This is a genomic window from Stenotrophomonas tumulicola (assembly GCF_014117215.1).
GTDB classification, from domain to species: Bacteria; Pseudomonadota; Gammaproteobacteria; order Xanthomonadales; family Xanthomonadaceae; genus Stenotrophomonas; species Stenotrophomonas tumulicola.
Genome location: NZ_JACGXS010000003.1, coordinates 325757 through 347753 on the forward strand (window position 1 = coordinate 325757; position 21997 = coordinate 347753).

Annotated in this window: 19 protein-coding genes; 6 read left to right on the top strand and 13 right to left on the bottom strand. The window is 65.4% G+C overall.

Going from position 1 to position 21997, the window contains the following annotated elements; genetic code table 11:
- Positions 1 to 16 precede the first annotated feature (16 nt).
- From H4O11_RS09400 to H4O11_RS09415, 4 genes are all read right to left on the bottom strand, one after another.
- The gene (locus tag H4O11_RS09400; RefSeq protein WP_182339147.1) at positions 17 to 982 is read right to left on the bottom strand and encodes an SPOR domain-containing protein; all 966 of its coding nucleotides are present in this window, start codon (positions 980 to 982) and stop codon (positions 17 to 19) included.
- Positions 983 to 1061: 79 nt separating this feature from the next.
- The gene (gene folC, locus H4O11_RS09405; protein ID WP_182339148.1) at positions 1062 to 2333 is read right to left on the bottom strand and encodes a bifunctional tetrahydrofolate synthase/dihydrofolate synthase; all 1272 of its coding nucleotides are present in this window, start codon (positions 2331 to 2333) and stop codon (positions 1062 to 1064) included.
- Between the two features lie 26 nt (positions 2334 to 2359).
- Positions 2360 to 3004 carry a histidine phosphatase family protein gene (locus H4O11_RS09410; RefSeq protein WP_182339149.1) on the bottom strand — a complete coding sequence of 215 codons (645 nt, stop codon included), beginning with the start codon at positions 3002 to 3004 and terminating at the stop codon, positions 2360 to 2362.
- 187 nt (positions 3005 to 3191) lie between these two features.
- Positions 3192 to 5357 (bottom strand): S46 family peptidase, encoded by a 2166-nt coding sequence (locus H4O11_RS09415; RefSeq protein WP_182339150.1) that lies wholly within the window; start codon positions 5355 to 5357, stop codon positions 3192 to 3194.
- Positions 5358 to 5570: 213 nt separating this feature from the next.
- On the opposite strand from H4O11_RS09415, the gene tdh reads away from it, so the two are divergent.
- Complete coding sequence (gene tdh / locus H4O11_RS09420; protein WP_182339151.1) at positions 5571 to 6605, top strand: L-threonine 3-dehydrogenase; 1035 nt, start codon at positions 5571 to 5573, stop codon at positions 6603 to 6605.
- A gap of 135 nt (positions 6606 to 6740) precedes the next feature.
- Here the strand turns inward: tdh and H4O11_RS09425 are convergent, their stop codons facing one another.
- Positions 6741 to 7433 (bottom strand): TorF family putative porin, encoded by a 693-nt coding sequence (locus tag H4O11_RS09425; protein ID WP_182339152.1) that lies wholly within the window; start codon positions 7431 to 7433, stop codon positions 6741 to 6743.
- A 194-nt stretch (positions 7434 to 7627) separates the two neighbouring features.
- On the opposite strand from H4O11_RS09425, the gene kbl reads away from it, so the two are divergent.
- Positions 7628 to 8836, top strand: a complete 1209-nt coding sequence (kbl, locus tag H4O11_RS09430) for a glycine C-acetyltransferase (RefSeq protein WP_182339153.1) — start codon at positions 7628 to 7630, stop codon at positions 8834 to 8836.
- Between the two features lie 116 nt (positions 8837 to 8952).
- On the opposite strand, the gene H4O11_RS09435 is transcribed toward kbl, so the two are convergent.
- From H4O11_RS09435 to H4O11_RS09450, 4 genes are all read right to left on the bottom strand, one after another.
- Positions 8953 to 9234 (bottom strand): hypothetical protein, encoded by a 282-nt coding sequence (locus tag H4O11_RS09435; RefSeq protein WP_182339154.1) that lies wholly within the window; start codon positions 9232 to 9234, stop codon positions 8953 to 8955.
- An 84-nt stretch (positions 9235 to 9318) separates the two neighbouring features.
- Positions 9319 to 10125: a pseudouridine synthase gene (locus H4O11_RS09440; protein ID WP_182339155.1), complete on the bottom strand. Its 807-nt coding sequence runs from the start codon at positions 10123 to 10125 to the stop codon at positions 9319 to 9321.
- 19 nt (positions 10126 to 10144) lie between these two features.
- Positions 10145 to 10663 (bottom strand): hypothetical protein, encoded by a 519-nt coding sequence (locus tag H4O11_RS09445; RefSeq protein WP_182339156.1) that lies wholly within the window; start codon positions 10661 to 10663, stop codon positions 10145 to 10147.
- Between the two features lie 231 nt (positions 10664 to 10894).
- A complete protein-coding gene (locus tag H4O11_RS09450) occupies positions 10895 to 11986 on the bottom strand; it encodes an OmpA family protein (RefSeq protein ID WP_182339157.1) in 1092 nt (363 codons plus the stop codon).
- A 531-nt stretch (positions 11987 to 12517) separates the two neighbouring features.
- Between H4O11_RS09450 and yczE the strand changes: the two genes are divergently transcribed.
- The 4 genes from yczE to H4O11_RS09470 all read left to right on the top strand — a co-directional run bounded on the left by yczE (position 12518) and on the right by H4O11_RS09470 (position 16742).
- Positions 12518 to 13132: a membrane protein YczE gene (gene yczE, locus H4O11_RS09455; protein ID WP_182339158.1), complete on the top strand. Its 615-nt coding sequence runs from the start codon at positions 12518 to 12520 to the stop codon at positions 13130 to 13132.
- Between the two features lie 119 nt (positions 13133 to 13251).
- Complete coding sequence (locus H4O11_RS09460; protein ID WP_182339159.1) at positions 13252 to 15282, top strand: NADPH-dependent 2,4-dienoyl-CoA reductase; 2031 nt, start codon at positions 13252 to 13254, stop codon at positions 15280 to 15282.
- 302 nt (positions 15283 to 15584) lie between these two features.
- The gene (locus H4O11_RS09465) at positions 15585 to 16043 is read left to right on the top strand and encodes a cell wall hydrolase (protein ID WP_182339160.1); all 459 of its coding nucleotides are present in this window, start codon (positions 15585 to 15587) and stop codon (positions 16041 to 16043) included.
- Between the two features lie 87 nt (positions 16044 to 16130).
- Entirely contained in the window at positions 16131 to 16742 is a 612-nt protein-coding gene (locus tag H4O11_RS09470; RefSeq protein ID WP_182339161.1) for a glutathione S-transferase N-terminal domain-containing protein, read from the top strand.
- Positions 16743 to 16813: 71 nt separating this feature from the next.
- Here the strand turns inward: H4O11_RS09470 and H4O11_RS09475 are convergent, their stop codons facing one another.
- The 4 genes from H4O11_RS09475 to H4O11_RS09490 all read right to left on the bottom strand — a co-directional run bounded on the left by H4O11_RS09475 (position 16814) and on the right by H4O11_RS09490 (position 21822).
- Entirely contained in the window at positions 16814 to 17866 is a 1053-nt protein-coding gene (locus H4O11_RS09475) for a suppressor of fused domain protein (protein ID WP_182339162.1), read from the bottom strand.
- A gap of 140 nt (positions 17867 to 18006) precedes the next feature.
- Positions 18007 to 19887: a propionate--CoA ligase gene (prpE, locus tag H4O11_RS09480; RefSeq protein WP_182339163.1), complete on the bottom strand. Its 1881-nt coding sequence runs from the start codon at positions 19885 to 19887 to the stop codon at positions 18007 to 18009.
- Between the two features lie 342 nt (positions 19888 to 20229).
- Entirely contained in the window at positions 20230 to 21216 is a 987-nt protein-coding gene (locus H4O11_RS09485) for a malate dehydrogenase (protein WP_182339164.1), read from the bottom strand.
- A 114-nt stretch (positions 21217 to 21330) separates the two neighbouring features.
- Positions 21331 to 21822 (bottom strand): peptidylprolyl isomerase, encoded by a 492-nt coding sequence (locus tag H4O11_RS09490; protein WP_182339165.1) that lies wholly within the window; start codon positions 21820 to 21822, stop codon positions 21331 to 21333.
- Positions 21823 to 21997: the final 175 nt, after the last annotated feature.

The following is a 21997-nucleotide window of genomic DNA, read 5'->3' on the forward strand; positions in this document are numbered from 1 at the left end:
CGTCCGCGGCCTGTCATCAGGGGTGGGGGCGAACCATGCCGGCCACGCCGACCCGGGCGGCCACCTGCGCCTTCAGCTGGTCCGCTTCAGCGCGGTTGGCGACCGGACCGACGCGGACCCGGCTGAGCGTGCCCTTGTCGGTACGGACCTGTTCGACAAAAGCGCTGAATCCGGCCGCACGCACTTTGTCGCGCAGCGCGTTCGCCTCGCTGGCCTGGGAAAAGGCCCCCAACTGCACCGCGAAACCCACCCCGCTGGCCGCCGGAGCGGCAGGAGCCTTCACCTCCGGTTTCACTTCAGGCTTGGGCTGGGGCTTGGCAGCGACAGGTTTCGGTTCCGGCCGGGGCTCGGGCCTGGCCGGCGCCGGCCTGCTTTCGGGCAGCACCTGGGCCTGCACCGGGTTGGCACCCAGCGGCGTGGTCGTGGCAGCCGGCGTGGTCGTCGCCACCGCACTTCCATCACCTGCATCCAGCGTAATCACTTCAGCGCGCACATCGGTGCGCACCTTGACCGCCTGCAACCGCGCCGCTTCGGCCTGGGCGCGGTCAGCGAAGGGGCCTACCCGTACACGCCAGGCCGGTTTGCCATTGATGGTGGCCTGCTCGCTGAAGCCAGGCAGCTGGGCCCCCTTCAGATGGGCAATCACCGCATCGGCATGCGCCTGGCTGGCGTAGGCACCGAAGCTCACCGCGAAGTCGCCCGCGGCTGCCCCTGGACCGGTGTCGACGCCCGACGGGGCCGCAGCAGCCTGTTCCGGCAACGGCGTGGCCCCCTGCAATCCGCTGTTTCCACCGGCAGGAACCGCCAGTGGCAGCTCCCGGGTCTCGAACTGGGCATTGGCCGGCGCACCAGGCACCTCGATCGGCACGCTGTCGGCACTGCTGTTGCGGGCGGGGCCGGTCACCAGCATGGGAAGGAAAATCACGGCCAGCGCCACCAGGACGATGGCTCCGATCAAACGCTGTTTCAAGGACGTATCCACGGATGGCAGGCAACATGTGGGAACTGCAGGTGATTATACGGTCCCGGTGTGATGCAGCGTCGGTAACGCCTGAATGGACTCAGCGGGTGCTGTCCAGCCATTGCAGCGCCTGCGCCGCCGCATGGAATGAGCCGAACACCAGCACCCGGTCGCCGGCCTCCGCCTGCGCCAGCACCTGCGCCAATGCAGCCGCCACCGTCGGCGCCTGGGCAGCGCCTGCGGCGACCGTACCGGCCAGCCGCGCAGCCAGCGCCGGAGCGTCCTGTCCGCGCACGCCATCGAGTCCGGCCAGGGTCCAATCCGTCACCGTTTCGGCCAATGCGCGCACCACGCCCGCTGCATCCTTGTCCTGCAGCGCAGCGTAGACAGCATGGGTCCGCCCGGCCACGGGATCGGCACGCAACGCACGGCCCAGCGCCGTGGCGGCCTGCGGGTTGTGGCCCACATCCACCAGCACCGCGACGCCCTCATGGTCGAAATGCTGCAGCCGGCCGGCGATGCGGGCCGCTGCAATACCGCCAGCATAGGCTGCGCGCGGCACCGGACGATCCAGCGCGCGCAGCGCGGCGATCGCCGCACCGGCATTGGCCAGTTGTACCGGTCCGGCCAGTGCGGGCAACGGCAGTTCCATCCGCGTGGCAACGTCGCGCCAGCGCCAGCGCTGGGCATCGATCGGCTCGCAGAAGTAATCGCTGCCGGCACGGATCGCGTTGGCACCCACCAGGTATGCACGCTGCAATACGCTGGAAGGCGGATCGATCTCACCCAGCACCGCCGGCTTCCAGCCCCGGATGATCCCGGCCTTCTCCGCACCGATGGCTTCGCGATCTTCGCCCAGCCACTCGGCGTGGTCGATGTCCACGGTGGTGATGACAGCCACGTCGGCATCGACGATGTTGACCGCATCCAACCGCCCGCCCAGGCCTACCTCCAGCACCGCCAGGTCCAACCCGGCCCCGGCGAACAGATGCAGTGCAGCCAGCGTGCCGTACTCGAAGTAGGTCAGCGTGGTCTCGCCGCGAGCCGCTTCCACGGCAGCGAACGCAGCCACCAGCGCATCGTCGGTGACCTCCTGTCCATCGATGCGCACGCGCTCGTTGTAACGCAGCAGGTGCGGCGAGGTGTACGCACCGGTCTTCCAGCCAGCCTCACGTGCGATCGCTTCGATGAAGGCAACTGTCGAGCCTTTGCCATTGGTCCCCGCCACGGTGATGGTCCGCTGCGCAGGCGCGCCCAGTCCCAGTGCAGCGGCCACGGTGCGCACGCGCTCCAGCCCCATGTCGATGGTTGCCGGGTGCTGGCGTTCGATGAAGGTCAGCCAGTCGGCCAGGGTGGCGGGCGTATCGGTCACGGTGGAACGTCCTGCAATGGGTGATGTCAGAGGGCGCGGTGCTTGGCTTCGCCGAAGAACGGCGTGTGGTGGGCGCAGTCGTTCATGCGCACCACCTCCAGTTGTTCGATGTCCGGCCCTTCCAGCAGGTTGAGCGTGGTCGGCGCCTGGCGGAACGTCCACAACCGGCTGATCGGCAGGCCGAGGATCCGACACAGGATGACCCGGTTGACCGCATCGTGGGCCACCACCAGCAGCGTGTCGTGCTCACCAAGGCCTTCGGCGGCGCGCGCCAGGCCCCGCCAGCTGCGGTCCAGCACCAGCCGCAGCGACTCGCCACCCGGCATCAGCACGGTATCGGGTTCTTCGCGCCACGCGCGCAGGCGGGACGGATCCTTTTCGTGGATCTCGCTGGCCAGCAGGCCTTCCCACTCACCGTGGGCGATTTCCTGCAGTTCCGGTTCGGTCAGCAGCATGTCGGCACGATCACTGCCAAGGGCAAGCTGGGCGGTGCGCTGTGCGCGCGACAGCGGCGAGGCTACCGCACGGGTGATGTCCACCGACTTCAGGCGTTCACCGAGGGCCTGGGCCTGGGCTTCGCCGATCGGCGACAACGGGATATCGATCTGGCCTTGGTAGCGGCCTTCGGCGTTCCACGGCGTTTCGCCATGGCGGGCAAGCAGGATGCGCATGCGGGAGTCGGGGTCCTTGGGGGGAGGAGATCCGGCGGTTCGTCCACGTCTTGTGAAACCACCCGGACGCGCCATGATACCCGGTCGCGCTGGGGCCGCGCCGGATGGTTGACGCAGCCGGGCCATCGGTGACGACAGTTCGTCGTCACTCATCTGGCCGACGGCGGGGGCATGGCCCCGCCCTACCTCACTTCGCCAGGTCCAGTTCCTTCAGCAGTTCCGGTGCCGGCGCCACTTCCTGCATGATCCACTGCATGTAGCGGCTGTCCACGGCGATCATGCGGGTCATGATCGGATCGAACACCCAGTTGGAGCTGACCGATTCCCAGTTGCCATCGAAGGCCAAGCCGACCAGCTTGCCGTGGGCATCGAGCACCGGCGAACCGGAATTGCCACCGGTTATGTCCAGGTTGGACAGGAAGTTCACCGGCACCGAACCAATGCGCTGGTCTTCCAGGCCGCCGTAGCGCTTGGCCTTGACAGCATCCAGCAGCGCTTTCGGCGAATCGAACGGGTCGGCGCCGGTTTCCTTGGCGACGACGCCTTCCAGCGTGGTGAACGGGGTGAACGCCACGCCGTCCTTGGGCTGGTAGCCCATCACGTTGCCGAAGGTGATGCGCAGCGACAGGTTGGCATCCGGATAGACGAACTCGCCCTTGCTCTTCTTGTAGTCAGCCAGGGCCTGCAGGTACAGCGGTCGCGCCAGCAGCGATTCGCCTTCGCGGATCTTCTTCTGCTCTTCCTGCTTCAGCAGTTCCGGCATCACTGCCACTGCGTACTGGATGACCGGATCGTTGCTGGCTTCGAACGCGGCGCGGTCGGCCTTGAACCACTTCAAGCGTTCATCCAGGCTGCCCAGCTGCGTGCCGGCCAGCTTGCCGACCAGCGCGGTGGCAGCATTGGCATCGCTCCCGGCCAGCCACTGGTTCAGCACTGCGTTGTCGCGCTGTGCAGCCGGCAGACCCACGTACTGGTTCAACCAGTACTGCTGCAGCTGCTGGTCCATCTTCGCCACGTAGCGGCGTTCCATCTGCCGCACGCTGCCTTCGATGGTCGGCAGGTCACGGTCCTGGTAACCCACTTCACGTTCGGCATCGGGCTTGCTGCGCTCGATCGCCAGGCGGTACAGGGTGATCGCCGAACCCACTGCGGCGGTGTTGTTGAACTGGCCCACGAACAGGTCGCGCTCACGCGTGGCGCGGCCGGCTTCCAGATGCTTGATCAACTGCGCATGCGCGGCCAATGCCGGCTTGCCGGCCGCACCCTGCTGCTTCAGCCATGCCAGCACCTGCGCTTCTTCAGCCTGCTTCTGCCCGGCCGCGTCGATGCGCGTGAAGCCCTCCAACTGGCCGGCATAGTTCTTGGCCACGTTGTTCAGGCTGGCCGCGGTGGCGGCGTACTTCACCTTGACATCGGCGTCGGCCTTGCCGGCACCCTCGATCAACTTCAGCACCGCGTTGTAATGGCGGGCAATGGTCGGGTAGGTCCAGTCGGCGGTCTCATTGAACTCACCGGCAAGCGCATAACGGTTGGTCCGGCCCGGGTAGCCGGCCACCATCACGAAGTCGTCGGCACCCAGCGGCTGGTCGGCGAATTTCAGGAAATGCTTTGGCTGGTAGGGAACGTTGTCGGCCGAGAACGGCGCCGGCTTGCCGTCCTTGCCGACGTAAGCGCGGTAGAAGGAGAAATCGCCGGTGTGGCGCGGCCACATCCAGTTGTCGATGTCACCACCGAACTTGCCGACGCTGCCCGGGGGCGCATAGACCAGGCGCACGTCCTTGATTTCAAGGTTGCGGAACAGCCGGTAGGTGTTGCCGCCGGAGAACGAGTACAAGCGGCAGCGGAAACCGGCATCCGCTTCGCACGCGGCCACCTGGGACTTGTCGAACGCCTCCAGTGCGCGGGTACGGGCAAGCGGGTCCTTGCCGGCCGCCGCGATGGCCGCCTTGGCCTGCGTGGTGACGTCGGTGATCTGGTCGAGCACGAAGACGCGGGCATTCGGCCCGGCACTGAGCTCATCGCTGGTCCTGGGCGCATTGAAGCCGTCCTTGATCAGGTTCTTTTCAGCGGTGGAATTCAGCTGGATGGCACCATAGGCGCAGTGGTGGTTGGTGACCACCAGCCCCTGCGGCGATACGAAACTGGCGGTGCAACCGCCCAGGGCCACCACCGCGCCCATCGGGTCCCCGGTCAGGTCGGCCAGTTGCTCGGCGGACAGCTTGAGCCCGGCCTTCTGCAGCGGGCCGGCGATCTCCGGCAACTGTTGCGGCACCCACATGCCTTCGGCGGCATGGGCGACCTGGGCCAGGCCGAGGCTGGCGACGATGGAGAAAGCGAGCAGATTCGAGCGCATGAAGCATGCCCTTGGGTAATGGAACCGTCGATTCTAGCCCGCTCGCGGGCTTGCGTAGAGTGGCCCATGATCCGCTGCGCTCGCAGCGTTGTCGGAGGGAGATGCAGCGGGCCATGGACCGGCCCCTACCTTGGACAGACCGCGCTGCAGCATGGCGCGGACGCTGCCGGCCTTATAATCCGCGCCACCTTTCCCCCTGTGAGTTCCGCCGTGATGGCACAAACGATGAAGGCGCTGGTCAAGCGCGAAGCCGGCAAGGGTATCTGGCTGGAAGAAGTGCCGGTACCGGTGCCAGGCCCGAACGATGTGCTGGTCAAGCTGGAAAAGACCGCCATCTGTGGCACCGACCTGCATATCTACCTGTGGGACGAATGGAGCCAGCGCACCATCAAGCCCGGGCTGACCATCGGCCATGAGTTCGTTGGTCGCATTGCTGCCCTGGGTTCGGCCGTGACCGGCTACGAGATCGGCCAGCGCGTGTCGGCCGAGGGGCATATCGTCTGCGGCCATTGCCGCAACTGCCGCGGCGGCCGCCCGCACCTGTGCCCGAATACCGTCGGCATCGGCGTCAACGTCAATGGCGCCTTCGCCGAATACATGGTGATGCCGGCCAGCAACCTGTGGCCGATCCCGGACCAGATTCCGTCCGAACTGGCCGCGTTCTTCGACCCCTACGGCAATGCCGCGCACTGCGCGCTGGAATTCAACGTGATCGGTGAAGACGTGCTGATCACCGGCGCCGGCCCGATCGGCATCATTGCCGCCGGCATCTGCAAGCACATCGGTGCGCGCAACGTGGTGGTGACCGACGTCAATGACTTCCGCCTGAAACTGGCTGCCGACATGGGCGCTACCCGCGTGGTCAACGTGGCCAATACCTCGTTGAAGGACGTGATGGCCGACCTGCACATGGAAGGCTTCGACGTCGGCCTGGAAATGAGCGGCAACCCGCGTGCCTTCAATGACATGCTGGACTGCATGTACCACGGCGGCAAGATCGCCATGCTCGGCATCATGCCCAAAGGTGCCGGTTGCGATTGGGACAAGATCATCTTCAAGGGCCTGACCGTACAGGGCATCTATGGTCGCAAGATGTACGAGACCTGGTACAAGATGACCCAGCTGGTGCTGTCCGGCTTCCCGCTGGGCAAGGTGCTGACCCATCAGTTGCCGATCGATGACTTCCAGAAGGGCTTCGACCTGATGGAAGAAGGCAAGGCCGGCAAGGTCGTCCTCAGCTGGAACTGATTCCGGTCGTCGGTAGCGCCGGGCCATGCCCGGCGTCCGCGGAACAGCCGCCGGGCATGGCCCGGCGCTACCGGAACGAAAAAGGCGCCGCTCGGGCGCCTTTTTCGTAAAGCGTGCCGGAGCGATGCGGCCGGATCAGTTCCCGATGGCGACAGTGAACACCACCCGGTTGTCTGCCAGCTTGCCGTTGTTGTCGCGGCCGGCGCCGTCGGTTCCGTGGTAACCCAGGCCCAGGTTGAACAGGCCGAACTGCCGGCTGACGCCAACATTGAAATCGGTGTAATCCTTGCCCGTTACGGTTTCCAGCGTGCTGCGACCGACGTTGGCGTTCAAGGTGAAATCGTTCGGCAGGCCCCATTCCCCGCCCACGGCGTAGTACCAGCTCTTGGTATCGGAACCGGAGATATCGTTGGTATAGGCCACCGTGAGCGTGTACTGCTCGGCGAAGGTGGTGGTGGTGATCAGCTCGTTGTAGTTCAGCTCGCTGGCACCCGGATAGGTGTAGCGGTTGAGCAGTACGTCGAAGTTGACGTTGTCGCTGACATCGAAACCGTAACCGATCAGGAAATCCACTTCGGTGCTCGGGTCGCCCGGCCCGAAGTCCACGCCCGAACCCCATACGCCTGCATACAAGCCCACCGGGGAGGTGTAGGTGAAGCCGGCCTGCAGGGTGGGATCTTCGTCGGTCTGCGAGACGCCGCGGAAGACGTAGTCGGATACACCGGTGACATTCCAGCTGTAAGGCGATTCGGCTTCCTGTGCGCTGGCAGCGAACGAGGCAAGCGACAGGGCAGCAGCAACGGCAAGACAACGGCAGGCGTGCTTCATGGGCGTCTCCGGGGGCGATGGCGGGGGAGGAGGGACATGGGGCGTGGCGCGGACCGGAAGGAAAACAACCGGTTCACGGATATTTAACCTGTTTGATATTGCAACGCAACATGTTCGTGCACCCCGGCCCGCCGCTCCTGCGGCGGCGGGCCGGGTAAAATTGCAGCTTTCCCGTGCTGAGCCGCCTTTCCGCCATGACCGAAGCCTCGACCGACCTCACCCGCCACTATGCCGAGGAACTGGACGCCATCCGCGCCCAAGGCCTGTTCAAGTCCGAGCGGATCATCACCAGCCCGCAATCGGCCGAGATCACCCTCGACGACGGCCGCCAGGTGTTGAACTTCTGCGCCAACAACTACCTGGGCCTGGCCGACCACCCGGACCTGATCCAGGCAGCCAAGGACGCGCTGGACAGCCACGGCTTCGGCATGGCCTCGGTGCGCTTCATCTGCGGCACCCAAGACCTGCACAAGCAGCTGGAAGCGCAGATCGCCAGCTTCTTCGGCAAGCAGGACACCTGCCTGTACGCGGCCTGCTTCGACGCCAACGGTGGCCTGTTCGAACCGCTGCTTGGCGAGAACGACGCCATCATCTCCGATGCGCTCAACCATGCGTCGATCATCGACGGCGTGCGCCTGTGCAAGGCCAAGCGCTTCCGCTATGCCAACTGCGACATGGCCGACCTGGAAGCCCAGTTGCAGGCTGCGGACGCGGCCGGCTGCAAGACCAAGCTGATCACCACCGATGGCGTGTTCTCGATGGACGGCTTCATCGCCCCGCTGGACGAGATCACCGCGCTGGCAAAGAAATACAACGCGCTGGTGCACATCGACGAATGCCACGCCACTGGCTTCCTCGGTGCCACCGGCCGTGGCTCGGCCGAGGTAAAGGGCGTGCTGGACCGGATCGACATCATCACCGGCACGCTGGGCAAGGCCATGGGCGGGGCGCTGGGTGGCTTCACCACGGCCAGCGCCGAAGTGATCGAACTGCTGCGCCAGCGCTCGCGTCCGTACCTGTTCTCCAACTCGCTGCCGCCGCACGTGGTGGCCGCCGGCATCAAGGCCTTCGAGATGCTGGCTGCCGCCGATGACCTGCGCACCACCTTGGCGGGGAATACCGCGTACTTCCGCGAAAAGATGACGGCTGCAGGTTTCGACGTGAAGCCAGGGGTGCACCCGATCAGCCCGGTGATGCTGTATGACGCGCCGCTGGCGCAGAAGTTCGCCGAGCGCCTGCTCGAGGAAGGCATCTATGCCATTGGCTTCTTCTTCCCGGTGGTGCCCAAGGGCCAGGCACGCATCCGCACCCAGATCAGCGCCGCGCATACCCGCCAACACCTGGATCGCGCGATCGAAGCATTCACCCGCATCGGCCTGGAACTGGGCGTAATCAAGGCCTGACAGAAAAAGGGGACGGAGGGGATTAAGTCGTTTCTGGCCCGGCCCTGGCTGCAGCGGCGCATCGGGTTGGAAACGACTTAATCCCCTCCGTCCCCTTTTTTCACCTTTTTCAATTTTCAGCGTGCTTCGACTTTGCTGTTGCCTTTCGCCACGCGAATGCCGTTGGCCTTCATCCAAGCGTCGAATTCGTCGGCGGACATTTTCTTGTCGCCTTCGCTCATCATGAAGCGATAGCTGCCACGTCCGTCCAACTCGGGCACTTTGATTTCCACCACGTCCATGATGGGCGGTGGTGGCGCCTTGGCCATTTCCTTCTTGCTGCTGCAGGCAGCCAGCAACACCAGTGGCAGCAAGCTGCCAGCAAGCCGCAGCGGAAGGTTCGGGAGATTTCGGTTCATGGCGGTACTCCTGTTGCGTGGGGTGTAATGCCGGACGCCCCCTACGCCCGGAACGCGGCCGACGCACAGCGCCGGCCGCGGGTTTCAGCCCGGAGGCATGGCAGCCTCCAGTTGCCGTCGGTCGTCTTCCTGCAGCATCCGCCACTGGCCCTTGCCCAGGTCGCCGAGCAGCAGCCCGCCGATCGCCACGCGGACCAGCCGCACTACCTGTAGGTCGAATGCCGCCAGCAGGCGACGGATATGCCGGTTGCGCCCTTCTTCCAGCACGACTTCCAGCCAGGCGGTCTTCTCGCCCTGGCGCAACACCGTTGTCGAGCGCGCGGCAAGAAACTCACCATCGTCATGCACGCCTGCGCAAAGGGCGGCCAGCGTGCTGGCGTCGGGAATGCCATCGACCTGCACGTGATACGTCTTGTCCGGTCCCGTTTCGGGGGCGGTCAGCCGTGCGGCCCACTGTGGGTCATTGCTGAAAAGCAGCAGGCCCTCGCTGGCTTTGTCCAGCCGCCCAACAGGGGCCAGCCATGGCAGCCCAGCGTCGTCAAAACAGCGATAGACCGTATCGCGGCCGCGTTCGTCCTTCACCGTAGTGACCAGGCCGCGCGGCTTGTTGAGCACCAGGTAGACGCGCTGCGCCGCATCCAGTGACTGGCCGTCGACCTGGACCTGCTGCCGACCCGCCTGGATGGGAAACTCTGGATCGAGCACGGTGCGCCCATCCACGCTGACCCGCCCGGCGGCAATCCAGCGCGCCGCTTCGGTACGCGAGCACAGGCCGGCCTTGGACAGTACGCGTGCCAGGCCATGGCGCACCGCAGTTGCAGCGGGCATCGCACGCCCACGCGCGGCATGGGTGCGGGCGGTGACGGTGGCAGGGGGGCGCCTTGGCCGCATGTCCTGCTACCTGCCGCGATTACTTCTTGTCGACCGGCTTGGCTTCGGCAGACGCTTCCGCCGCCGGAGCCTCAACCGCGGCCGCAGCCGCAGGGGCCGGCCGTGCCTTGACCACACGCACGCCGCGCGCCTTCATCCAGGCGTCGAATTCCTCGGCAGTCATGCGCTTGCCGTTCTGGCTCATGTCGAAGCGCCAGGGCGTATTGTCGAACTCGGTCTGCGGCTTGTAGGCGGCCGGATCATTCGGCGCGATCACCGGTGCGCCCGGCATGACCTTGGCGACGTTCTGGCAGCCTTCGATGCGCAACCGCTGCAGCACGCTGTCCAGCGACTGGGCCTGCTCGTAATTGCTGGTCAGGACGCCCGCGGGCATGCCCAGCTGGGAATTGCGGGTGAACAGTTCGCTGGCAACCGGAGCAATAGCCGTTGCGGGCAACGGCAGCGGCGCGGCGCCGGCGTTGACCGAACAGTCCACGGCGGCATGGGCGGCAGGAACCAGGGCCAGCGCCAGGACGGCGGCCGATGCAGTGCGCAACATGAGGACATCCAGGAAAGACGAGGTTGCCGCGAGTTTAACAGCGACACAACGCCTTTCAAGATCCTACATTCAATGAATACGCCAACTTGTTGGTTTTTTTGCGATTTCCTGACGAACGGTGGGAACACCGTGACGGCCAACGGGCCGTAGCCCCCGATCCGCGAACCCCGGAAACAACAAGACCCGGCCGAAGCCGGGTCCTGCTGTGTCATTCCGGTGAAGCGCCAGGACTTAGTTCTGGACGTTCAGCTCGGTACGACGGTTCTTGGCGCGACCTTCCGGGTTGTCCGAACCATCAGCATTGGTGTTCGGAGCAATCGGACGGCTCTCGCCGTAGCCGATCGGGCCCTGCAGGCGCGAAGCCTCGACACCGTTCTGGGTCAGGTAGTCGTACACCGCGGTGGCACGACGCTCGGACAGCTTCTGGTTGTAAGCATCAGAACCCTTCGAGTCGGTGTGACCGGCCACTTCAACGCGCAGGTCCGGGTAACGCTTCAGGATTTCCGAAGCTTCACCCAGGATTGCCACGGCGTCCGGACGCAGGTTCGCCTTGTCGAAGTCGAAGTTCACGCCCTTCAGGTCGATCGAGACCGGCACCGGGCAACCGTCCGGACCAATGGTCTGGCCAGGCTGCGAATCCGGGCAACGGTCGTCGCAGTTGTTGACGCCGTCACCGTCGTCATCCAGGTCGGCGCAGCTCGGAGCAACCGGAGCCGGAGCCGGCACGGCAGCCACCGGGGCCGGTCCCAGCGGGATCACGACACCGACCGAAGCCAGCACGTCGCCGAACCAGTCTTCGTTCGAAGCAGCAACGCTCTGGTCGTCGAAGTCAGCGCGGTAGGCCACTTCGGCACGCACGGCAACGCGCTTGTCGAACGTGGTCTGCACACCGGCGCCGAGCTTGGCAGCGAAACCGCCGTCCTTACGCTCGCGCGGACCATTCGCATTCACTGCTGCGTACTCTTCTTCCGACTTCTGGTAGCCCAGGCCGAACAGCAGGTACGGGTTCCAGCCACGGCCTTCCTGCACGAAGTGGCGACGCAGGTCCAGCGAGGCGCCGTACTGCGACCAGTTCAGGTCCTGATCGGCATCGAAGTTCGGGTTCTGGTAGTTCAGCTCACCGTCGAGCGACCAGTTCGGGCTGATGAACTTGCCCAGGCCCAGGGTCACGAACGGAGCATCGTTGGTGGTGCGATCGCTGTCCTGGAAATTGAAGCCGGCCGAACCGGTCAGGTACCAGCGGTCGTCGAATTCCTGCGCCGAAGCAGCCTGGGCGAAAGCCAGACCGCCCAGCAGCGCGGCGGTAAGGATCTTCTTGTTCATTGAGTACAGCTCCTATATCGGGGGTATGAAACCGGTAGAGGCATGGGCCAGCACTACGACAGCCGATTCAGCACGCCACCGCCGCGAACATTATGCTCAGGCGGGTGAAGGTCATGTTAACAGTCCCGTAACATGTGAAACCGGGCGCCGGGCCTCCACCGTGTCCGGCGGTTGCACCCTATACAGGATCATGAAAAACCGCAACAGGCAGGTGTGGCAAGGGTTTTCCTCTGCTTCAGGGAAGCAGATGGGTATCTTGCGACATAAGTAACTCAGGGATTCAGCAGGCACACAGCGCCATGAGGAACTTTATGCGCGGCGCGAACCTGAACCGGCGATAGCGGTGGATCGCGATCCACGGGTACGTTATCAGCCCATTCCCGACATACCTCATGAGAATTCCTTCATAAGGAACCGCCGTCCCCCGATTCGCTGCCAGCCCAGCCTGTGGCGGCGCATTGCGTAACATCTGTATCTATCGAATCATTATCGACCGACCTAAGGTGGGCACAGTCCTGCCGAGCCTGTTCGATGCCCTCCTCCATTTTCCGTCGCCTTGCCCAACTGATCGCCGGCCTGTTCCTGTATGGCCTTGGCATTTCCATGATGGTGCGCGCCAGTATCGGCGTTGCCCCATGGGATGTGTTGTCGCAGGGCATCGCGGCCAACAGCCCGTTGTCCTTCGGGATGGCCACCAATGCCATCGGCGCACTGGTGCTGCTGCTGTGGTGGCCGCTGCGGCAGAAGCCGGGAATCGGCACCGTGTTGAACGTGCTTCTGATCGGCCCTTCGGCACAGTTCGGCCTGTGGTTGCTTCCGGCGGTCGATGGCCTCTGGTTGCAGGTACCGCTGTTTGCCGCCGGGCTGCTGCTGGTTGCGCTGGCTACCGGCCTGTATATCGGTGCCCGCCTCGGGCCTGGGCCGCGCGATGGCCTGATGACCGGCCTGCACGCACGGACCGGCTGGCCTATCTGGCAGGTGCGCAGCCTGATCGAAGGCGGTGCGCTGCTGGTGGGCTGGTTGTTGGGCGGCGACGTGGGGCTGGGCACCCTGGCCTTCGCGCTGCTGATCGGGCCGTTGTGCGGCATGACCTTGGGGTGGTTCGGCATCGGCAAGGTGCCATCGGGTCCATTGCCGGCGCGGTGATCCGGTCGCGCTCGCCGACCACGGCTCGGCACCGCAGGCCCGTGTAGTGCGGCGGCAGAGCTTGCTCCCCAGCGCGTTTCAGGTCACGCTTCGGCTCTCCGTACGCAAGCGTATCCACGATGACGCCAGCCAGCGAAAGCGCCTACCCGCACCTGTTCACCCCGCTCGACCTGGGCTTTACCCAGTTGCGCAACCGGGTCCTGATGGGTTCCATGCACACTGGCCTGGAAGACCGCGCGCGCGATTTTCCGCGGCTGGCAGCCTATTTCGCCGAGCGCGCCGAAGGCGGCGTGGGCCTGATCGTCACCGGCGGTTTCGCCCCCAACGTAGTGGGCTGGCTCAAGCCGTTCGGCGGCAAGCTGTCATGGCCGTGGGAAGTGCGGCCGCATCGCCAACTGACTGCAGCGGCCCACCAGCATGGCGCGAAGATCTGCCTGCAGTTGCTGCACGCTGGCCGCTATGCGTATCACCCGCTGTCGGTGGCGCCCTCACGGCTGAAAGCACCGATCAATCCGTTCACTCCCCGGGCGCTGTCCGCACGTGGCGTGGACCGGCACGTCGCCGACTATGCGCGCAGCGCGCGGCTTGCACGCGAGGCTGGCTACGACGGCGTGGAAGTGATGGGCTCGGAGGGGTATCTCATCAACGAATTCATCGCGCCGCGCACCAACCAGCGCCGCGATGCCTGGGGCGGCGATGCCAGCCAGCGCATGCGCTTTGCCGTGGAAATCGTGCGCCGCATCCGTGAGGCATGCGGACCTGACTTCATCATCATCTACCGCCTGTCGCTGGTGGACCTGGTCGACGGCGGCAGCAACTGGGAAGAGATCGTCGCCCAGGCCCAGGCCATCGAGGCGGCGGGCGCGACGATCATCAATTCGGGGATCGGCTGGCACGAAGCACGCGTGCCGACCATCGCCACGTCCGTGCCACGCGGGGCGTTCGCCGGCGTTACCGCCAAGCTCAAACCCCATGTGGGCGTGCCGCTGGTGGCCACCAACCGCATCAACATGCCCGATGTAGCCGAACGCATCCTGGCCAGTGGCGGCGCCGACATGGTGTCGCTGGCACGGCCGTTGCTGGCGGACCCGCAGTGGCCGAACAAGGCCCGTGCCGGACGCGCACGCGCCATCAACACCTGCATCGCATGCAACCAGGCCTGCCTGGACCACGTGTTCGAGAACAAGACCGCCAGTTGCCTGGTCAATCCGCGCGCCGTGCACGAAACCGAGCTGGTCTACCGGCCCGTCGCCACGCGCAAGCGGGTAGCCGTGGTCGGCGCGGGCCCGGCGGGCCTGGCCTGCGCGACGGTGGCCGCCGAACGCGGGCACCAGGTCACTTTGTTCGACGCCAATGATGAAATCGGCGGCCAGTTCAATCTGGCCAAACGCATACCGGGCAAGGAAGAGTTCCACGAGACATTGCGCTACTTCGGCCACAAGCTCGACGAAACCGGCGTGCAGGTACGGCTTGGCACCCGTGCCGACGCCGCCGCCCTGGCCGGGTTCGACGAGGTGGTGCTGGCCACCGGCATCCTGCCGCGCCAGGTGGACTTTCCCGGTGCCAACCACGCCAAGGTGGTGAGTTACCTGGACGTGCTGCTTGGCCGGGTCACCGTGGGCCACCGGGCCGCGATCATCGGTGCCGGCGGCATCGGCTTCGATGTCGGCGAATTCCTCAGCCAGGAAGGTCCGTCACCGTCATTGGACACGGCACGCTGGATGGCCGAATGGGGCGTGGACCCGACATTCCAGGCACGCGGCGCGCTCGCACCGCCGGCACCGGAACCGGCCGCGCGTACCCTGTGGCTGCTGCAGCGCAGCCCGGGCCGTCCCGGCGCCCGGCTCGGCAAGACCACCGGATGGATCCACCGTGCCACGCTGAAGGGCAAGGGGGTGACCATGCTCGGCGGCGTGGAGTACCTGGGGGTGGACGATTCAGGCCTGCGCATCCGCGTGGAGGGCAATGAACAGGTGCTGGACGTCGACCATGTGGTGATCTGTGCAGGCCAGCAATCCAATCGGGTGCTGATGGAAGAACTGCAGGACAAGGGCATCGCCGCACGACTGATCGGGGGCGCGGACGTGGCCAATGAACTCGACGCCAAGCGGGCAATAGATCAGGGCAGTCGCGTCGCAGCAGACCTCTAGGAAACATGAATAGGGGCGTGGTGGTCCGCTTTAGGGCCGCCGCCCGAACCTGAATGTCAAGGGGGACGATTCAGGATGCGTTGCGAAAAGCCCCCTTACCTTGCGCCAACTTTCCCGCTCACCGCCAGTTCCGGTGAGCAGGTGCGGCCCCTCCCCCTCGATTGCTTCGCGATCATTTCCGGGGCCGCCCACGGGGCAACCCCGATGGTTGCCTCCCCATGACGCCAAGTCGTACCCCCGCCTCTTCCGGCCGTGATGCCGGCGGAATCGCCAGGTGCGGCCTACACGGAGCAAGGAGTGATATGAAACTGGCCTGGATACTCTGGCTGTCGCAATTGTTGCCGCAGCCTGCCGCCGATTCGTTGTGCCTGAGCACCACCGTTTACCTGGAAGCCCGCGACCAGACCGTCCGTGGCCAGCAGGCCGTTGCCGAAGTCGCCCTGCGGCGCCGCGACAGTGGCCTGTGGGGAGATTCGATGTGCCAGGTGGTGACCGCACGCCGGCAGTTCGCCCCGACCATCGTCGCACCCGGCACGCAGCTGGCCAACGACGCCGCCTGGCGCGAGGCCATGACGGTTGCATTCGATGCCGAACGCAACTGGGCGTTGCCACTCAACCAGCGCCAGGAGATCGTGCCGGGTGCCAGCCACTTTGCTGCCCTGGCCCTGGCCAGCCCCAGCTGGCGCAATGCCTACCAGGTGGCGACCATCGGCGACCACACTTTCTATAAAGTGCAGAGCCTCAAGCCCCGCCAGTCGTAACGATCTGTTTGCCGGCGCGCCATTGCCGCGCGCTGCGGGCTCCGCGATAGTGGTGGCTTCCTGCCGCCGACCCCATCCGGAGTCTCCATGAAGCTGTACAGCAAGCCAGGTGCCTGCTCCACCGCCGACCATATCGCCCTGCAGTGGACCGGCCAGCCGTTCGACGTCGAACTGATGACCCGTGAAACGCTGAAGGCACCCGAGTTCCTGAAGATCAATCCAGTCGGTTCGGTGCCGGCGCTGGTCGACGGTGATTTCGTCCTGGCCCAGAACGCGGCCATCCTCGGCTATATCGCCGACACCCGCCCCCAGGCGGGCCTGGCCGGCGACGGTAGCCCGCGCCAACGCGCCGAAGCCACGCGCTGGCTGTCGTTCGTCAATTCGGACCTGCATCCCGCGTTCCTGCCGCTGTTCGCCCCGGGCAAATTCGTCGCCGATGAAGGGCAGAAAGACGCGCTCGCTGCCGTGGCGCACAGGCGCCTGCGCGGCCTGTTCGAACAGGCTGACCGCCAGTTGGCCGACAAGCCCTGGCTGGCTGGTTTCCGCAGCTTCGCCGACCCCTATTTCTATATCACCCTGCGCTGGGCGGCGGGCGCGAAGGTCGACCTGTCCGGCCTGGACAACCTGGCGGCGTATCGCACCCGGATGGAGGCCGATGCCGGCGTGCAGGCGGCGCTCAAGGCCGAAGGCCTGAGCTGAACGGATCGGGGCGTCGGCAGGAGGCACGCTCCATCACGGCTGCGTGCCCTGGCCAGGCCTGCGTGCCTCCGTCACCCTATCCAGCGCACCACCTCGCCCTGCGCATCGCGCAGGCAGGTCGGACGCACTTCCACGCAGAGCGCAGCCGAGACCGGGTACGTCCCGCGTACCGGCCGCAGCGTATCGGTGAGGCGCTGCAGCGACGCTGGCGCCAGACTGCAGCGAAGGTGCTGCCCGTGGCCTGCCACGGTGTCTTCCTGCCCCGCAACGAACGTCCATTGCAGGGGGTCGCCGACCAGGTCGAGGGCACGACCGTAGGGAAGCCGTGCAGCCAGAAGGTCGAGCACGCTGGCCACCTGGCCTGCGCCGAGCACCAGTACGGTGGGCCCGTCGCTTCGGTCGCGATGGGCCTCCAGGGTTTCCAGCATCAACGCGGCGGTGCTGGACCCGTCGCGACGGCTGCCCGCCTCCACCTGGGCCGCCAGCGCCGGATCAGCCAGCAACGAGCCACGCGCGAGGTCGGTTATCCAGAGCGGCATCGCCGATTCCAGCACCTGCATCACGCCATCGGTGGACCAGCGTTTGATCGCGGCCATTTCGGCATCGACCAGCCCGATCACCTGCAGGAACTGCAACGCGCCGTTGGGCGTTGCGCGCGGGGGCAACTGGGGATCGCGCATGAACGCAAGGTGGGCCAGTTCAGTGGCATGATCCAGCGCGATCGGCCCATTGGCATTCATGTAGTGCCCGGGTTCGAACACGTTGCCGGTCTGGAACACATAGCGCGCCAGGTTCTGCAGCAAGCTCATCGGCCAGGTCGGCGGACGGTCACCAGCTGTCGCCTCCGGACCGGCGGCCAAACGGAAGGTCAGCTCGAAGCCGAAGCCACTCAGCGCAGGATCATCGCTCTGCTTGGTGAAAAGCTCGGAGAATCCGTAAGTGACGAAATGCCAGTGCGGCCGGGGGGCCTGGTTCCAATAGACGCTGACGCCATCCAATGGGTCGCGGCCGCCCAGCGTCCAGGGTAGCGTGGCACCGAAATGCTGCGGCTCCTGGGCCGGATAGACGACCGCCAGCGCCGCGTTGATCGCGTCCCAGCCGGAACTGCCTTCGTCTCCCTGCATTGTCGGGACAACCTCGGGAAGGGGATGGTTCTGCACAGCTCAGCCCGCTCGGCAAGAATGCCCACTGTAACGCAAGCCTGCGCGCCGGCCACCCCGCGGGCAGCGGCGGCCACGTCCTGAAAGCACGTGGCCGCCTCGTTTCAGTGCCCCAGCACGCGCCGGATCTCATCCAGGGCACCAGGATCGTCCAATGTGGACAGATCTCCTGGATCGCGCTCCTCGGCCAGCGCCTGCAACGAACGCCTCAGCAGCTTGCCCGAGCGGGTCTTGGGCAGCGCGTTGACCACATGGATATGTGCCGGCCGGGCGACGGCGCCCAGCGATGCAGTGACCGCGCCCATCATTTCGCCCACCACTGCGGCCGGGTCTTCGCCGTCCAGGCCCTGCTTCAGGGTTACGAAGACCAATGGCACCTGGCCCTTCAGCTCATCCTTCACCCCGATCACTGCCGCCTCCGCAACCCGCGGATGGCCGGAGATTGCTTCTTCGATCTCGCGCGTGCCCAGCCGATGGCCGGCCACGTTGATCACATCATCGGTGCGGCCGAGGATGAAGGTATAGCCGTCGTCGTCGCGGATCGCCCAGTCCAGCGAGCTGTACAGCAATTCCTTGAAATGGCTGAAGTAGCTCTGCAGGAAACGGGCGTCGTCATTCCACACCGTGGTCATGCAGCCCGGCGGCAGCGGTGGCGTCACGACCAGCACGCCTTTCTGCCCGGCCGCGACTTCCTCGCCGGTGTTCTCGTCGATCACCTTCATGCGGTAACCGAGATTTGGAAAACCCGGTGATCCGAACCGCACCGGCTTCATGTCCAGGCCCGGCAACAAGGTCAACGCCGGCCAGCCGGTTTCGGTCTGCCAGTAGTTGTCGATGATCGGCTTGCCGAGCGCTTCGCTGGCCCAGAGCGCGGTCGGCTCGTCCAGCGGCTCACCGGCCAGGAAGATGTACTTCAGTGCCTGCAGGTCATGCCGGCGGATGAAGTCCGCGTCATGCTTCTTCAGCACGCGGATGGCCGTCGGCGAGGAGAACAAGGTGCGCACGCCATATTGCTCGCACAGTGCCCACCAGATGCCCGGATCCGGATTGGTGGGCAGGCCTTCGTACAGCAGCGAGGTGCAACCGCCGATCAACGGACCGTATACGTTGTAGGAATGCCCCACCGCCCACCCCACGTCGGAGGTGGAGAACATCACCTGCCCGGGCCGGCAGTCGAACACCGTCTCCATCGACTGGGCCATCGCCACCGCGTAGCCACCGACGTCACGCTGCACGCCCTTGGGCTTGCCGGTGGTGCCGGAGGTATACAGCAGGTAACTCGGTTCGCTCGATTCCAGCCACTGTACCGGTACCTCGGTCTCCCCCACTTCGGCGCGCAGGGTCGCGTACTCCACGTCGCGGCCCTCCACGCGCGGCTGCGCTGGATCCAGCCCGCGGGACACGATCAATACATGTGGCGGCGGTGACTGCGCTTCATTGCAGGCCGCATCGACCATTGCCTTGTAAGGGATCAGCTTGCCCCCGCGCATGCCAGCGTCGGCGGCGATCAACAGCTTCGGCTGGGCGTCATCGATGCGCAGTGCCAGGTTATGTGCAGCGAAGCCACCAAACACCACCGAGTGCACCGCGCCGATGCGCGCGCAGGCCAGCATCGCGAACACCGCCTCGGCCATGTTCGGCATGTAGATGACCACGCGGTCGCCATGGCCGACATCCAGGCGCCGCAGCACGGCAGCGAAGTCGTTCACTTCACGGTAGAGCTGGCGGTAGGTGATTTCGCGGGTTACGTTGGTCTCGGTGGATACCGCCACCAGGGCGAGCTGGTCCCCGCGATCAGCCAGGTGTCGATCGACGGCGTTGTAACAAAGGTTGGTTTCTCCACCGACAAACCAGCGACGGAATGGCGGATTGCTGTAATCCAGTATCTGTTGCGGTGGCTTGTGCCAATAAATCCGCTTCGCCTCTTCGCCCCAGAATGCCTCCGGCTCGTCGATCGAGCGTCGGTAGGTTTCTTCGTAATCCATGACGCTGCCCTCCCAGACCCAGTCATGCCATCGAGCATAGTGCGCCATCGCCGGTGCTACCGCCCGACCTTGGTCGTAGTTGCCGTGCTGCGCCCAGCGCATGCGTCGCAGGCAAAGTCAAAAGCCGCGGGGCCGTGGCTGGGCGGGAAACGCGATGGTGCTTTGGTAGCGCCGACCCATGGTCGGCGGGTTCTGCTGGGTCTGATGGTTTCCGCCGGGCACGGCCCGGCGCTACCGCTTTTCTTTCTTATTTACGCGGTGGGCCGCCAACGGAACCTGTCCGGGCGCAAAAAAAGACGCCGGGACATGCCCGGCGTCTTTTGACCAGCGTTACCGCTTGGCTCAGCCCAGCAGGTGGGCGACGCCCGAACGCTCTTCTTCCAGCTCGGCCAGGGTCTTGTCGATGTACTTCTGGCTGAAATCGTCGACCGGCAGGTCCTTGACCAGCGTGTACTCGCCGTTTTCCGTGGTTACCGCAAAGCCGAAGATCACGCCTTCCGGAATGCCATAGGAACCATCGGACGGAACGCCCATGGTGACCCACTTGCCGTTGCTGCCCAGCACCCAGTCACGCACGTGATCGATGGCGGCATTGGCAGCCGAAGCAGCCGAGGACGAACCACGGGCTTCGATGATCGCCGCACCGCGCTTGCCCACGGTCGGGATGAAGGTGTTGGCGTTCCATTCCTGGTCGTTGATCGCATCGGCGATGGAGGCGCCGTCGGCGGTGGCGAAACGGTAATCCGGGTACATGGTCGGGCTGTGGTTGCCCCACACCACCAGCTTCTCCATGCCGCCGACCGGCTTGCCCAGCTTGGTCGACAGCTGGCTCAGCGCACGGTTGTGGTCCAGGCGCAGCATGGCAGTGAAGTTGCGCGGATTCAGGTCCGGCGCCGACTTCATCGCGATGTAGGCATTGGTATTGGCCGGATTGCCGACCACCAGCACCTTCACGTCGCGCTTGGCGACCTTGTTCAGCGCGGCGCCCTGGGCGGTGAAGATCTTGGCGTTCTCCAGCAGCAGGTCCTTGCGCTCCATGCCCGGGCCGCGCGGACGCGCGCCGACCAGCAGGGCGATGTCGGCATCCTTGAACGCCACTTCGGCGTCGTCGGTGCCGACCATGCCGGCCAGCAGCGGGAACGCGCAGTCTTCCAGTTCCATGATCACGCCCTTCAGCGCGGCCTGGGCCTTTTCCACCGGCAGTTCCAGCAACTGCAGGATGACCGGCTGGTCCTTGCCCAGCATTTCACCGGAAGCGATACGGAACAGCAGGGCATAACCGATCTGGCCGGCAGCGCCGGTCACGGCAACACGAACAGGTGCTTTCATGGGGGTTTCCTCTTGCTTGCAAGCGTTGGATGTATGCCGCGGGCGTGGCCAGGCGGCCTGGCAGGCGGCGGGGATCATGGAAACGGCCACCCAGGGTGGCCGTTAAAAGGAAGATCAGGCGGCGAGGATCTTGTTCCACTCCGCAACGCGGTCGGCCTGGGCGGCCAGCACGGCGTCAGTGTCGCCTTCCAGGGTGATCGAATGGATGACATCGCCCTGCTTCACCGAATCAACGATGGCCTGGCCTTCCAGCACCTGGCCGAACACGGTGTGCTTGCCGTCCAGCCAATCGGTCTTGATGTGGGTGATGAAGAACTGGCTGCCATTGGTGTTCGGGCCGGCGTTGGCCATCGACAGCGAACCAACCTGATGCTGCACGCCATTCTTCTCGTCTTCGAACTTGTAGCCCGGACCACCGGTGCCACGACCCTGCGGGCAACCGCCCTGGACCATGAAGTCGGCGATGACGCGGTGGAACACCAGGCCGTCATAGAAGCCCCGCTTCACCAGGTTCACGAAGTTGGCCACGGTCAGCGGCGCCTTGTCAGCGAACAGCTCGACTTTGATCGGGCCTTGGGTGGTGTCGAAAGTGGCGATCAGGGACATTGAGAATCCTTGGAATCCGGGTTGGAAAGGTCTAGCTCCCTAGTTTACACCCGTCCCGTTTCGGTCGCGGGTACGACGATGGTGGGACGGCCGGCCGTGAACAGGTAGCGCCGGGCCATGCCCGGCGGCGCTCATCCGATCGGCGCGGAGGGGCCGCGCCGGGCATGGCCCGGCG

Coding starts and splice junctions, on each gene's coding strand:
- H4O11_RS09410 (WP_182339149.1), bottom strand. CDS start 3,004: ATGCGCATCCTGCTTGCCCGCCATGGCGAAACGCCGTGGAACGCCGAA.
- H4O11_RS09415 (WP_182339150.1), bottom strand. CDS start 5,357: ATGCGCTCGAATCTGCTCGCTTTCTCCATCGTCGCCAGCCTCGGCCTG.
- tdh (WP_182339151.1), top strand. CDS start 5,571: ATGGCACAAACGATGAAGGCGCTGGTCAAGCGCGAAGCCGGCAAGGGT.
- H4O11_RS09425 (WP_182339152.1), bottom strand. CDS start 7,433: ATGAAGCACGCCTGCCGTTGTCTTGCCGTTGCTGCTGCCCTGTCGCTT.
- kbl (WP_182339153.1), top strand. CDS start 7,628: ATGACCGAAGCCTCGACCGACCTCACCCGCCACTATGCCGAGGAACTG.
- H4O11_RS09435 (WP_182339154.1), bottom strand. CDS start 9,234: ATGAACCGAAATCTCCCGAACCTTCCGCTGCGGCTTGCTGGCAGCTTG.
- H4O11_RS09440 (WP_182339155.1), bottom strand. CDS start 10,125: ATGCGGCCAAGGCGCCCCCCTGCCACCGTCACCGCCCGCACCCATGCC.
- H4O11_RS09445 (WP_182339156.1), bottom strand. CDS start 10,663: ATGTTGCGCACTGCATCGGCCGCCGTCCTGGCGCTGGCCCTGGTTCCT.
- H4O11_RS09450 (WP_182339157.1), bottom strand. CDS start 11,986: ATGAACAAGAAGATCCTTACCGCCGCGCTGCTGGGCGGTCTGGCTTTC.
- yczE (WP_182339158.1), top strand. CDS start 12,518: ATGCCCTCCTCCATTTTCCGTCGCCTTGCCCAACTGATCGCCGGCCTG.
- H4O11_RS09460 (WP_182339159.1), top strand. CDS start 13,252: ATGACGCCAGCCAGCGAAAGCGCCTACCCGCACCTGTTCACCCCGCTC.
- H4O11_RS09465 (WP_182339160.1), top strand. CDS start 15,585: ATGAAACTGGCCTGGATACTCTGGCTGTCGCAATTGTTGCCGCAGCCT.
- H4O11_RS09470 (WP_182339161.1), top strand. CDS start 16,131: ATGAAGCTGTACAGCAAGCCAGGTGCCTGCTCCACCGCCGACCATATC.
- H4O11_RS09475 (WP_182339162.1), bottom strand. CDS start 17,866: ATGCAGGGAGACGAAGGCAGTTCCGGCTGGGACGCGATCAACGCGGCG.
- prpE (WP_182339163.1), bottom strand. CDS start 19,887: ATGGATTACGAAGAAACCTACCGACGCTCGATCGACGAGCCGGAGGCA.
- H4O11_RS09485 (WP_182339164.1), bottom strand. CDS start 21,216: ATGAAAGCACCTGTTCGTGTTGCCGTGACCGGCGCTGCCGGCCAGATC.
- H4O11_RS09490 (WP_182339165.1), bottom strand. CDS start 21,822: ATGTCCCTGATCGCCACTTTCGACACCACCCAAGGCCCGATCAAAGTC.